The organism is Paenibacillus sp. E222 (assembly GCF_013401555.1).
Classification (GTDB): domain Bacteria; phylum Bacillota; class Bacilli; order Paenibacillales; family Paenibacillaceae; genus Paenibacillus.
Genome location: NZ_CP058552.1, coordinates 901,747 through 914,489, shown reverse-complemented (window position 1 = coordinate 914,489; position 12,743 = coordinate 901,747). Strand labels below are relative to the sequence as shown.

At 48.4% G+C, this 12,743-nt stretch carries 10 protein-coding genes; 5 read left to right on the top strand and 5 right to left on the bottom strand.

The window, feature by feature from the left end; genetic code table 11:
• Nucleotides 1–105: 105 nt before the first annotated feature.
• The 4 genes from udk to HW560_RS04095 all read right to left on the bottom strand — a co-directional run bounded on the left by udk (nucleotide 106) and on the right by HW560_RS04095 (nucleotide 3,197).
• Nucleotides 106–738, bottom strand: coding sequence for a uridine kinase (gene udk / locus HW560_RS04110; RefSeq protein ID WP_090905101.1), 633 nt, complete (start codon nucleotides 736–738; stop codon nucleotides 106–108).
• Nucleotides 739–939: 201 nt separating this feature from the next.
• On the bottom strand, nucleotides 940–1,521 hold the full coding sequence (locus HW560_RS04105; protein ID WP_179262134.1) for a VanZ family protein: 582 nt from the start codon (nucleotides 1,519–1,521) through the stop codon (nucleotides 940–942).
• Between the two features lie 34 nt (nucleotides 1,522–1,555).
• The gene (locus HW560_RS04100; protein ID WP_179262132.1) at nucleotides 1,556–2,674 is read right to left on the bottom strand and encodes a DUF4179 domain-containing protein; all 1,119 of its coding nucleotides are present in this window, start codon (nucleotides 2,672–2,674) and stop codon (nucleotides 1,556–1,558) included.
• Nucleotides 2,658–3,197, bottom strand: a complete 540-nt coding sequence (locus HW560_RS04095) for a sigma-70 family RNA polymerase sigma factor (RefSeq protein WP_179262130.1) — start codon at nucleotides 3,195–3,197, stop codon at nucleotides 2,658–2,660. Before HW560_RS04095 ends, HW560_RS04100 begins: the two co-directional genes overlap by 17 nt.
• Nucleotides 3,198–3,549: 352 nt before the next feature.
• On the opposite strand from HW560_RS04095, the gene HW560_RS04090 reads away from it, so the two are divergent.
• The 5 genes from HW560_RS04090 to HW560_RS04070 all read left to right on the top strand — a co-directional run bounded on the left by HW560_RS04090 (nucleotide 3,550) and on the right by HW560_RS04070 (nucleotide 9,622).
• Nucleotides 3,550–4,383, top strand: coding sequence for a PRD domain-containing protein (locus HW560_RS04090; RefSeq protein WP_256222539.1), 834 nt, complete (start codon nucleotides 3,550–3,552; stop codon nucleotides 4,381–4,383).
• Nucleotides 4,384–4,520: 137 nt separating this feature from the next.
• Nucleotides 4,521–6,455, top strand: a complete 1,935-nt coding sequence (locus tag HW560_RS04085) for a beta-glucoside-specific PTS transporter subunit IIABC (protein ID WP_179262128.1) — start codon at nucleotides 4,521–4,523, stop codon at nucleotides 6,453–6,455.
• Between the two features lie 75 nt (nucleotides 6,456–6,530).
• Complete coding sequence (locus HW560_RS04080; protein ID WP_179262126.1) at nucleotides 6,531–7,988, top strand: glycoside hydrolase family 1 protein; 1,458 nt, start codon at nucleotides 6,531–6,533, stop codon at nucleotides 7,986–7,988.
• A 6-nt stretch (nucleotides 7,989–7,994) separates the two neighbouring features.
• A complete protein-coding gene (locus HW560_RS04075) occupies nucleotides 7,995–8,945 on the top strand; it encodes a 2-keto-3-deoxygluconate permease (protein WP_179262124.1) in 951 nt (316 codons plus the stop codon).
• 206 nt (nucleotides 8,946–9,151) lie between these two features.
• The gene (locus HW560_RS04070) at nucleotides 9,152–9,622 is read left to right on the top strand and encodes a hypothetical protein (RefSeq protein ID WP_090905116.1); all 471 of its coding nucleotides are present in this window, start codon (nucleotides 9,152–9,154) and stop codon (nucleotides 9,620–9,622) included.
• 102 nt (nucleotides 9,623–9,724) lie between these two features.
• Here HW560_RS04070 and HW560_RS04065 read toward each other — a convergent pair whose 3' ends face one another.
• Nucleotides 9,725–12,739: a DEAD/DEAH box helicase gene (locus HW560_RS04065; RefSeq protein ID WP_179265734.1), complete on the bottom strand. Its 3,015-nt coding sequence runs from the start codon at nucleotides 12,737–12,739 to the stop codon at nucleotides 9,725–9,727.
• Nucleotides 12,740–12,743 lie beyond the last annotated feature (4 nt).

Sequence of the window (12,743 nt, the reverse complement as noted above, 5' to 3'; positions counted from 1 at the left end):
ATCGCAACCTGGATTTTAGTGTTGATATGGTATGAGCGATGCCCGTTTTTGTTCCACTCGGATGTGAGCAGGGCAGAGCGTTTAATGCAGCAACATCATATTACATTAAGCGCCATTCCACTTTTCACCGGTCAGATATTTCTCAGTCAGAATGGATAACATCTGAATGCCAACTTCATTATGTCCACCTTCGGGAATGATGATGTCAGCATACTTTTTGGAAGGCTCGATAAAAGCATCATGCATCGGTTTAACGGTGTCGAGATATTGTTTGTACACGGATTGAATCGTACGGCCGCGTTCTTCCATATCCCGCAGTACTCTGCGCAGAATACGCACATCGGAATCCGTATCAACAAATACCTTGATATCCAGAAGGGCGCGCAGATGTTCATCGATCAGGACATGCAGTCCTTCCACAATAACGATATGGTTCGGTGCCAGTTCAACCGTTTCATTAGCGGCACGGTTATCTATGGTGAAGTCATATACGGGGGCATATGCGGTTTGTCCTTGTTTTAACAGGGTAAGATGCTCAATTAACAGATCATTATCGAATGCAAACGGATGATCGTAATTGGTGAGTCGACGTTGCTCAGGGGTGAGCTGCGACTGGTCTTTGTAATAGTTGTCTTGGGATATGAAAGTCACTTTGCCCGATCCAAGACGGTCTATGACGGAGCGAGCTACCGTCGTTTTACCGGAGCCGGTTCCTCCGGCGATACCAATAATGAGCATGATTGTTCCATAAACCTCCCTAGAATGGCAGCATGATGAATGAATAAAGGCGAACCAGAAATCCTTCGTTCATGCCTTTATCCACATGTCTGTCTGTGAATACACAATTCCATCATTGTAACATAGCAGACGGCTTTTTTCATCATTGGCGGATGGACCATGTTTTGCCTTCCAGGGCAAGTTATGTTTGCTGCTTATCAATTACTGCATATCTTTGGAGGATGCACCATGAGGTAACTCCCATATGGCTATTAGGCGCTGTCCGATGGAACTTTTTGAGAACATATTCAGGATAACAAAGCCAATTACACTTCCTGCTGTATTGGCTATTAGATCGTTCAGATCGGTGCTGCGACCATTGCCCAAGGTTACTCGGAGCAGGAGTTGTGTTATTTCGATGAGAAAACTCAGGGCCAATCCTGCTGCTGCTGCTGTTCGTATCGAGTGAATCCAAGGCCTTGCCAAAGGAAGCATAAACCCCAGTGGCATAAACAGCAGGATGTTTAGGAGAAAACTTGATGCATCTGCGGTCAGAAGCGGAATCCATTGAATGCTTTGATACCAGGGGGTCTGATTGGCATAGATCCCGATGTTCACGTCGATAGGGAAGAATACAAAGTGCATAATACCCAACATATATATGGCTAATGCGAGCACCAACACATACTGTCTGACCGTATACCTGGTGCTGCTCAACCTGGCATGAAGCACCAGGATAAGCAGGACCAAAACGAATAGAGGACCAAGTACGATGGGAGATGAGATGGAATACTGGATGGACATGGAATGACCCCTTTACAAAGAAATGAGTTTCAGGCTATTGAAGCTGAATCTTCATTTCCATTCCCTTGATGAATTGCGTGTCTTTAACCTCTTCGGCGAAGTCATCCTTGATCTCGAAAGGTTTCACCATCAGGTATTTTACATCTTTGGCTGTTGTAGCATAGATGCGTTCCGATTTCAGCTGGTTGCCCTCGTACATGCCCTCGCCACTGAGTGCAGTCAGCTGCCGCCCCTGATCATCATAGACGGCAAATCCGATGTGACGCAGCTGTTCTTCCTCTTTTGCCGTAAGTGTACTCTTATCGTTCAAACCGATAACGGTAGTTAAGCGGGTGGTGACAGGTGTAACGTCGGCTTTCGTAACAGCAGCTGTATACAGATCATGGGTCATGACGGTATCAGGCTGAACATGGTGGATGTTATCTGTTGATTTGGCAAAAGGAACTGTCAACTCAAACTCGTGATCAATCCCTTGAAGCGTCAACTTGACTTTAGCGTCAAACTGATCCGGGAAGGCGTCTTTCTGATCGGAGGGAATGACCTGTTCAAAAAGCAGGGTGTCTGGCTCGTTCGCCCCGGTGGAACTGTAGAACAGACCGCTGTCCGGTCGGGACCCGTTGGCTTGGAAAAAGACGTTCTCGATGCCGCTGCTCAGCTTCACAATGTCCTTGCCGTTGTCATACATGCCCTGATTCAGATTGGGTGCAGTGACGTGAACCAGAAACGCTGCGCGTGTACCGTCATATACCGTTTCCAATACTTCGAGCTTCACATCCTGATAAGCAAAGGAGCGGTTCACAGGGGTAGTTAAACCTTCGTTACCCGCTGTTCTAAGCCCCATATCGGCTTCGATGGAGCTGAAGAGACTGCCTACAAGCGGTATTTGGCGCAAGGAGTCAGCCATGACCGGAGAGACAAAGCCTGATGCAAATACGGTCACGGCCAGTACACCGGCTGCAATTGTTGCGGCTGCCGTGCGGCGTAATCCTTTGCGCAGCCCGCGCCCTGCGCCCTGTTCGATGTTCAGGGTGTTTGGTGATTCTGGCAGAGACCCCAGTGTAGCATCAATGCGGTTACGTACGATTTCAGACATAATTGGACGCTCCTTTGCTTGTTCTTTTAACTTCTGATCGATATTAAACGGGTTCGACATGGAATTTTACCTCCCGAAAGTTTCTGAATTTGTGGTACAGTTCTTTCCTTGCCCGTGTCAGCCTCATTTTCACTGCGCTTTCAGATAGCCCCAGCGCATCCGCGACTTGACGCAGACTCAAATCTTCAAAATAATGCAGCACAATGACAATTCGCTTGGACTCTTCCAGTTGATCGACCGCTTCCCTCATGTCCACCTCATCATAGGGACTGGAAGGCTCCAGCTGTCTTGACAGTGGTACTTCTGCATAGGAAGTGGAGCGGGTACGACGGGATAGCAGGGTATTGCATTCATTAATAAGAATGCGGAACATCCATGTTTTGAAGTACTGGGGTTCCCGGAGGGTGTGCATGGATTTGTAGGCTTTCAGGATGGTCTCCTGAATGGCATCCGCCACATCCTCCTCTTTTCGCAGCATGGATATTGCGGTATTGTATAGGGAATTTTCAATCTCTCGGATTAGCCTGATGAAGGCATCGCGATCTCCCTGAATGGCTAGCTTGATGAGATCGGGTGAATCCATGGGTGACAGCTCCTTTCGTATGGGAGGAATGAACACAGCACTGGGCTGGTTGGTTTTTATATGAATTAGACTGCCGTGCAGGGCATAGGGTCACATTTTTTTTTAGTTTGAAAAAAAGTGCTCGTTATATATGACGTATTGGGTGTGCACGTTCCCTTCGATTCGGGTGTATATATCCTTCAATGAAAGAGAGGTTAATTTTTTTCCTGACATTGGATGATTGACTTTTACGAAAACAGCACTATAATAAACGTATATTCATAACACGGACTGTTACTGGGGAAACCAGGCATGACCGAATTCGATTGCTTTACTGTAATCGCTTTCGGTCTTTTTTTATTTTTGTCAGGGGGTGAGAACATTGAAGGTTATCAAGAAAGTAAACAATAACGTGGCCATCGCTATCAATGAACATAACGAAGAGGTATTTGTCGTAGGCAAGGGTGTGGGATTTCTGAAGACCCCTTATGAGCTGACGGAGACCGACTTGGTGGAGAAAATATTCGTAGCTCCGAAGAACATCCGGATGTATGATCTGCTGAACAGCATTCCGATTGAGGATATTTATCTCGCGGAGGAAGTCATCAAGCTGGGCAGTCAGATCCTGAATAAAACGTTTAACCCGAATCTGCTTCTCACCCTGTCTGACCATATCAGTTTTGCGTTAACCCGAACCAGAGAAGGCATCAGTATCAAAAATCCACTGGAATGGGAAGTGCGAACACTCTATCCGGATGAGACCCGGGTGGGAGAGGCAGCACTCAAGCTGATCCATGAACAAACGGGTATAACCTTGCCAGCAGCAGAAACGACACTAATGGCACTTCATTTTGTCAACGCACAGGTCGGTTCGGGGGAAATGACGGACACGACCAAGGTGACCACAGTAACGGGTGAGATTCTATCGGTGATTAAGTATGCGCTCAAAATCGATTTTCAGGAAGATTCCATTCATTTTATGAGGTTTGCGACACATATACGGTACTTCATTATGCGGCAAATGAGCGGCAAATCGCTCAAGGACGAGAACGAGTCCCTGTTCCTGATGGTGAAGGAGAAGTTTCCGAAGGAACTGGCGTGTGTGGAGAAGATTGCGGATTTCCTGAAAAACAATTATGGCTGGACCTGTTCCGATGATGAAAAATTATACCTGATTCTTCATATCCAACGACTTATATCCAACTAAACAATCGAATATTACACAATGGACTGTTACTGATTCGATCAGGCATGACCAAGCGTAGGGAATGACGATTCCCCGGCTTGGTCATTTTTTATATAAAAATCAAACCATTTTATCTTTCTGTATAAAGGAGAAGGGTCATGAACAACAAAGACTTGGCTAAAAACATACTTGAACTTGTTGGCGGCGAGCAAAACATCTCGGGTCTGACACACTGTGCAACCCGGTTGAGATTTGTATTAAAAGATGATGCCAAGGCAGATTTGAAGACGCTGGATCAGCTGGAGGGCGTACTCAAGGCACAGAATTCCGGGGGACAGATCCAGGTCGTTATTGGTGCCAAGGTAGATGCAGTATACGGTGAAGTGAAAAGTCTGACTTCAGACCAATTTGGTGGAGTGGACGAATCCGCAGATCGCAGCGGACCGAAGAAGAAACGTAACCCGGTCAATGTAGTGCTGGAGACGATTGCAGGCATATTCACGCCTGTACTTCCAGCCCTCGTTGGCTGCGGGATGATCAAATGTGTGGCTACAGTAATCGCTGCATTGGGATGGCTCGAAGGTTCGGGATTCTTGGTCATCGTCAATATGATTGGCGATCTGATCTTCTATTTCCTGCCTTTCTTCCTGGCCGTGAGCGCAGCTCACAAGTTCAAAACCAATCCGTATCTGGCGGTGGCACTTGCAGCCGGACTGATGCATCCAACCATTTTGAATGCAGCTGCCCAGATCGCCGATACAGGCGTCAATACCATTGATTTTCTTGGAATGCCGATCCTGCTGATGAAGTATTCATCCTCGGTCATTCCCATCATACTGGCCGTTTGGATCATGAGCTATGTGTACAGATTTGTCGATCAGTTCATACCGAAGTTTCTCAGGGTGCTGCTTACCCCAATGGTGGTTTTATTTATCATGATTCCACTCGAACTCATCGTACTTGGACCTATCGGTTCCTATGTCGGTGACTGGCTCACCCAGGGAATTAATTATCTGTTCTCCACAGCAGGCGTTCTTGCCGGTCTGATTCTCGGATTTTTCAAACCGATCATGGTTATGTTCGGTATGCACTATGCACTCATGCCCATTCAGGTACAACAAGTGGCGAGTCTGGGTTCAACCGTGCTGCTGCCTGCTGCACTGGCGGCGAACCTGGCCCAAGCGGGAGCGGCATTCGGTGTATTTGTACTGACGAAGAGTAAAACGATGAAATCTGCCGCCGGATCAAGCGGCTTCACGGCATTGTTCGGAATCACTGAACCTGCTATCTACGGGGTTACGCTGCGATACAAGCGGCCATTCTTTGCGGGCTGTGCAGCAGCCGGGCTGGTCGGAGGATTTTACAGTCTGGTTCACGCCAGTGCTACAGCAATTTCATTGCCCGGCATCCTCGCTTTGGGGACGTACACTGCTGACCGTTACATCTATGTCGTGATTGGCTCTGTTGCTGCAATCATACTCGGCTTTGTATTTACCCTGATGGCCGGTATTAAGGAAGACGCAGATGGAGCAAAACCGAAGCAGCAGGCAGCGGGTGCGGTAGACAGCATTCAGACTGCTGCTGCCACAGGAGTGACAGCAGAACAAGACTCCCCTCAGACATCTGCATCTTCCTCCGATATGCTAATTGTCAGTCCAATGACGGGGGAGATCAGACCGATCTCAGAGGTTGAGGATCAGGCATTCGCCCAGGAGCTGATGGGTAAAGGTATTGCCATTGTTCCGACAGAAGGCAAAGTGTACGCTCCTTTTGACGGGGTAGTTGAAGCGTTATATCGTACCAAACATGCCATTGGGCTCAAGGCAGCAAACGGTGTGGAAATTCTGATTCATATTGGCGTGGACACCGTCAGTCTGAAAGGGAAATATTTTAACGCCCATATCGAACAAGGACAGAGCATCAAGGCAGGGGATTTATTAGTAGAGTTTGATCCGGAAGGCATCACTTCAGCGGGATATAACACGATTACATCCATTGTGGTAACCAATATGCAGCAGTATGGAGACGTCTTGACCACAGCTAATAGTGGATCCGTTCGAGAAAGCGAAGCATTGATCAAGCTGATCCCTTAATGCGCTAGTGCTACTGCTACTGCATTTCTGATCCAAACTAAATAAAGGTAGACCGAATAACAGGAGGAAACCCAAATGACAAATTTAAATTTTCCAAAAGATTTCTTATGGGGCGGGGCGCTTTCAGCCTGTCAGGCAGAAGGAGCTTACAATGTGGATGGCAAGAGCCTGACCATACCGGAAGTGATGAAGTTTAACGAGAAGAACGATCGCAAGGTGACCAAGCAGATCCGAATCAATCGGGAGATGATCGAGGAAGCGAAAAATGACCCTGATACCGTAAAATATCCGAAGCGCCGGGGCATCGACTTTTACCATACGTTTAGAGAGGACCTTGCGCTATTCGCTGAAATGGGCTTCAAGGTATTCCGCTATTCCATCTCATGGGCCAGAGTATTCCCGAACGGGGATGACGCGGCTCCGAACGAGAAGGCACTTCAGTTCTACGACCAAGTGATTGATGAGTGTCTGAAGCATGGCATGGAGCCTCTGATTACGATCAGTCATTTTGATATGCCCATCGTGTTAATTGACAAGTTTGGTGGATGGTTCAACCGCAAGCTGATTGATTTGTATGTGAATTACTGTGATGTGCTGTTTAATCGGTACAAAGGGAAAGTGAAGTATTGGATCACATTTAACGAGATCAACATGAGTGTAAAAGCAGGAGCCAAGACGCTGGGCATTATTGAATATGACAAGCCGAATTTTGAAGAGATGTTATTCCAGGGTCTGCACCACCAATTTGTGGCGGCATCCAGAGCGACCAAGATGGCACACGAGATCGATCCGGAGAATAAAATCGGAAGTATGGTGGCCTATTTTACAACGTATCCATATACGTGCAAGCCGGAGGATGCGCTCCAAATGCAGCAGGATGATCAGATGAAAAACCAGTTCTTCCTGGATGTATTGAATCAAGGGGAATATCCGTACTATGGCAAGACTTATTTCAAAAATAAAGGCATTACCATCAACATCGAAGACGGTGACCTCGATAGCATTCGGGCGAACACGGCTGATTTCGTTGGCATGTCGTATTACAATTCCATGATCTCCAGCAGTGATACCGAACAGCTTGAATTAACGGCCGGGAATGTACACAGCGTCTACAAAAACCCCCATTTGCCTGCAAACGAATGGGGCTGGCAGATCGACCCGGTGGGACTGCGGTATACGCTTAATCTGGTCTATGACCGCTATAAAAAGCCTGTATTTATTCTTGAGAACAGCTCGGGCTTCTACGACAAGTTGAATGAGGATGGAAGCGTCAACGATCCTTATCGAATTGACTTTCTGAGCAAACACATTGAACAGATGGGGCTGGCCATAGCCGATGGTGTAGAGGTGCTGGGATACACGATGTGGGGACCGATCGACATGATCAGTTCGGGTACTTCCGAGATGAGTAAACGTTACGGGTTCATCTATGTCGATCAGGACGACTATGGCAATGGTTCAATGAAAAGATATCGTAAAGATTCGTTCTTCTGGTATCAGAATGTGATCCAAACCAATGGAGAGCAGCTGTAAGCCAAGATGAATATTCTGGGGCGTGTCCAAAAAATTCCTGGCGGCTTGCTAATTGTCCCTATGCTGTTAGCTGCTGTCATCAACACCCTGTTTCCGGCCTTCTTTCAGCTCGGTGATCCAACAACGGCACTGTTCACCTCAAAAGGCACGATGGTGCTCATTGGCATGATCCTGCTGGTGTCCGGAACACAATTGAACCTGTCCCAGCTACTGACGACCTTGAAGAGAGCAGGTGTGCTCTGCATTTCCCGCCTAATCATCAGCTGTATATTCGGCTGGGCGTTTGTACATTTTTTTGGCATAGGTGGGATTGGTGGTGTCTCTGCGGTAGCATTCATAGCCGTTCTGACCAGCTGCAATCCGGGCCTATATCTGGCATTGATGAATTCCTATGGCGATGATGTAGATCGAGCTGCATTTGGCATTTTGAATCTGATTGCTGTTCCCGTCATTCCGGTCATGATATTGAATTCGGCAAGTGGTGTCGGGATTGATTATCTCAGTGTTCTTGCTACACTGGTGCCTTTTCTGATTGGTATTCTGTTGGGTAATCTGGACAGCAATATTCAGAAGATGTTCGCTCCGGGAACATTGATTCTGCTGCCTTTTCTTGGTACAAGCTTTGGGTCTAATATTAATTTGCGCATTGCATTTCAGTCGAGCTTATCCGGCTTGCTGGTAACTGTGCTGTTTCTGATCATCTGTATGCTGCCTCTCATCGGAATTGATCGTGGGTTGCTCAAACGTCCGGGTTATGCAGCGGCAGCGACTTGTTCGGTTGCTGGTCTGTCAATGGTAGTACCCTCGATGGCCGCCGGATTTAACCCGGCATATGAACCTTACGTGGAGACGGCGATTGCCCAGATTGCTTTTGCGGTTATTCTGACCTCCATTCTGGTTCCGTATATGGTTAGAAGGTTGGCTCAACCTGATACTGCCATGGATTCTGAAAAATAAAACAAAACGACCAGCACGTTTGCCATTTTGAATGGAACAGCGTGCTGGTTTTGAATTATGTATATCTATTGGTTCTGGGACTCAATCTGTATCAATTTAGTCTCAACTTCGCTAGTTTAGGTTGTAGGATCTAGGACCTTCGATATATGATGTCGAAAGATGCCAGTTAATGGCTGGTATCTATTAACATGAAGGAGGTATACGTTATGAAAAAATCAAGCAAAGTCATTTCTTCCACAGTTATTGCTGCCATTGCAGCTATATCCGTTGTAACTTCTGCTTCTGCAGCAAGTGCTTCTGCGGTAAATCCGGTGGGGGCTTCTCTCTCAGCTATTGATCTGAGCAGCATGGATATCGAAACAGCTTTGTTGATGGTTCAGCAAGAACGCACGAAATTGCTGGATAGCCAATTGCAGACACAGATTCAACAAGTTCAAAATCGCAATCAAGCGATTGCAGAGCTGAACGAACAATTGCAAGCGGCCATTCAGAGCGGGGATGCTTCCCAAGTCCAAGTTCTGAAGGGCCAAATCGATGCGTTGAGCAACTCACAACAAATGGATATGCTGCGTTTGCAGTCTATGACTAACAAACGCAATGAAGCTTTTGATGTGATGACTAACTTCATCAAGAAAATGCAGGATTCAAGATCGTCCATCATCGGAAACATGCGCTAGGATTGTAAAAAAGAGCGAAGACGGAATTCATTTCCGACACTTCGCTCTTTTTGTATTCTACTATTTACAAGGTTACGCATGTTGCATCAACCCAGTCTGGAGTTAACCCGACCAGTCGCGGCGCCGGGTGAACAGATCCTTCAGCTCATCCGTCGACAGCTCGGTAATCCAGTTTTCTGAGCTGGTGATAATATTGTCGCTAAGCTGTTGTTTACTCTCCAGCATCTCGTCAATGCGTTCTTCAAGCGTGCCCAGGGAGATGAACTTGTGTACTTGAACATCCTTCGTCTGTCCCATCCGATAGGCACGGTCTGTAGCCTGATTTTCCACGGCAGGGTTCCACCAGCGGTCAAAGTGGAATACATGATTCGCTGCGGTCAGGTTCAAGCCCACGCCGCCTGCTTTGATGGACAGAATAAAGACCGAAGGCTGCTCTGCGGCAGGCAGCGTCCGGGACTGAAACTCGTCAATCATGCGATCCCTGGCTGTCTTGGACGTACCCCCATGCAGATACAGTACAGGCTCCTGCAACTCTTGTCTTAACACCTGCTGCAGCATCTGTCCCATGCCGATGTATTGTGTGAAAATCAGGCAACGTTCGCCCTCATCCCGTAGTTCACGGACCAGTTCCATCAGTCGTTCCAGCTTTGCGGAGCGGCTGATCAGCATGGCCATGTCCTGCGGACTGTACAGGTCATACTCTGTTACAGAGCCTTCCGAGGAGATCGTTTCCGGCAAGGCTTCTTTAGTCAGCAGCAGGGGATGATCACACAACTGCTTGAGCTGGGTTAAGGCAGAGAGAATCGCACCTTTGCGCTTGATGCCTTCCAGCTCTTTCATTTTGTCCATCAGTTCCTGAACGGACTGATCATACAGTGCACTTTGTTCACCCGTAAGGTGAATGTAAGTTTTCATTTCATTTTTGTCCGGCAGATCGAGTTGAATATTCGGATCTTTTTTCTTGCGGCGCAGCATGAATGGCTTCACTAACTGCTGCAAATCCTGCATGCGCTGCTCGTCCTTATCCTTCTCGATCGCACTGATAAAGCGAGTCTGGAATGCTCGTGCGCTGCCCAGATAGCCTGGATTAATAAAATCATAGATGGACCACAGCTCGGACAGCCGATTTTCAATCGGCGTACCCGTCAGTGCAATACGGTGTTTTGCCGGGAAGCTGCGTACCGCCATGGACTGCTTCGTTTGGGCATTTTTAATATTTTGCGCTTCATCCAGACAGATCGATGCCCACGTATAGGACTGTAACATCTCCTGATCGAGAGTAGCTGTTGCATACGAGGTAATGATAATATCCACCTGTTCAGTTTGTTCCCGGAACGCTTCTCCGCTCAGTCTTCGTGCTCCGTAGTGCAAACTGACGTTAATTGAAGGCGCGAAGCGACTGATTTCCTTTTGCCAGTTCCCCAATACGGAAGTGGGGCAGACGAGAAGGGCCGGGGCCTGCCCAGGCAAGCGCTGCTCATGCTCTTTGAGATGAAGTAAGTACGTAATGAACTGTATCGTTTTTCCCAGTCCCATGTCATCCGCAAGACAAGCACCGAGACCGAATCTACGCAGGAATCCAAGCCAAGCGAAACCTTCCTTTTGATAAGAACGCAGCTCAGCATGCAACCCTTCCGGAATAGGCAGGGAAGGAGCGCCGCCTTGCCCTCCGCCAAGCTGTGCGATTATCCGGTTCAGGTGTTCGTTCAGTTCCACCTCAAGTCGAATGTTCTCGTTGGATTGTGGCTGTTCTTCTTCCTCTTCCTGTCCTTCCTTGCGTTTCTGGTTGCGATATTCCCGCTGCTCATTATGAAGTAGATGCAGGTGCAGAATATCCTGAAAAGACAGCCCCTGTTCCTGATCCACACCGCCCATGGCCCGGCGGATCTGCTCAAGCAAGGCCGGATCAAGGGGAACCCATTCTCCACGGAAGCGGACCAGCCGTTCATTACGGGCCACGAGGTCAGCGAATTCTTCCTCACTGAGATCCGTATCCCCAATCGCAATACGCCAGTCAAAATGAATGATCGAGTCCAGTCCAAAGAACGACTGTCCCCGTTCACTGCCTTCCTCCGGTTTCACCTTGGCACGCAGCTTGGGTTTCTTCTTGCGTGCAGCTTCCCACCAACCCGGAAGCAGCACTTGCCACCCGGCCTCGAGCAGTCGTCCGCTGTCTTGCGTCAGGAACAGCCAAGCATCCTGATCTCCCAATGGATCACTGAGCACATCCCGGCTGCCGCTGATAGCGCGGCGAATTCGGGGCAGATGTGCACGCAGCTGCTCCAGCCATCCTGCGGAACGATCAAGGATGAACGGCGTCCATACGTCCGGCCATTCACCTTCCAACCGGCCACGTGAATCCAGGCGTACGGGAACCAGAACAGCTGCATCCAGTTTGTTCTGCAATACCAGCCGTAGTCGCCATGCTGGTTCATCATCTTCCGGCTCCAGCAATTGCAGGAGCGGACGGAATGGGGCTGCGTCTGCTTTCCAGCCGATGGACACGAGCCAGGATTGGGCATCCATGCCGGCCGTTTGCGGAGCTGTTCCGCTTTGTGGAAACAACTGCGGGAACTCGCGCCGCAGATCGGTGGCCGCTTCCTCCGTACTGTACCATCGTTGGAACACGGAAGCCGAATAGGCAGCACTCAGTCCTTCGGCGTAGCTCTCATCCGTTTGTTCCAGGGCTTTGCCAAGAGCAGTTCGATCCTGCTTTTTCAAGCTGTCGAGGTCCCAGGTCCATTGCAGTTGTCCGGTACGAAATGCGGTGAAGCTGGGGATGTATTTACGATTCTCAATCGATGCTGCAAGTACCGAGGCCAACCGGATTAAATGCTCTGCCTGCTCGTCCCATTTCCATTCAATGTGCAGAAGGGTGTTCATTTCGCTGAAGAAAGGAATCACTTCTTCCGCAGGCAGGACGACGAGTTCAATTTCTTCGATCTGTCTTGTTTCCAGTTCTGTTCCGTAGAAGGAAGGGGCATGCCATGCAAATAATCGCTGCTTGAGCGATTGTCCCGATACAAAGTGATGGGTGTTCAACGCTCCATAGAACAAAGCATCCCCGTATCCTGTCAATGCAACATGGACCTCAATCGTTTCGGTGTAAGGGTGCATTAGG

Bases quoted from the DNA above. Each gene is read 5' to 3' on its own strand.
- udk (WP_090905101.1), bottom strand. From the start codon at position 738: ATGCTCATTATTGGTATCGCCGGAGGAACCGGCTCCGGTAAAACGACG.
- HW560_RS04105 (WP_179262134.1), bottom strand. From the start codon at position 1,521: ATGTCCATCCAGTATTCCATCTCATCTCCCATCGTACTTGGTCCTCTA.
- HW560_RS04100 (WP_179262132.1), bottom strand. From the start codon at position 2,674: ATGTCGAACCCGTTTAATATCGATCAGAAGTTAAAAGAACAAGCAAAG.
- HW560_RS04095 (WP_179262130.1), bottom strand. From the start codon at position 3,197: ATGGATTCACCCGATCTCATCAAGCTAGCCATTCAGGGAGATCGCGAT.
- HW560_RS04085 (WP_179262128.1), top strand. From the start codon at position 4,521: ATGAACAACAAAGACTTGGCTAAAAACATACTTGAACTTGTTGGCGGC.
- HW560_RS04080 (WP_179262126.1), top strand. From the start codon at position 6,531: ATGACAAATTTAAATTTTCCAAAAGATTTCTTATGGGGCGGGGCGCTT.
- HW560_RS04075 (WP_179262124.1), top strand. From the start codon at position 7,995: ATGAATATTCTGGGGCGTGTCCAAAAAATTCCTGGCGGCTTGCTAATT.
- HW560_RS04070 (WP_090905116.1), top strand. From the start codon at position 9,152: ATGAAAAAATCAAGCAAAGTCATTTCTTCCACAGTTATTGCTGCCATT.
- HW560_RS04065 (WP_179265734.1), bottom strand. From the start codon at position 12,739: ATGCACCCTTACACCGAAACGATTGAGGTCCATGTTGCATTGACAGGA.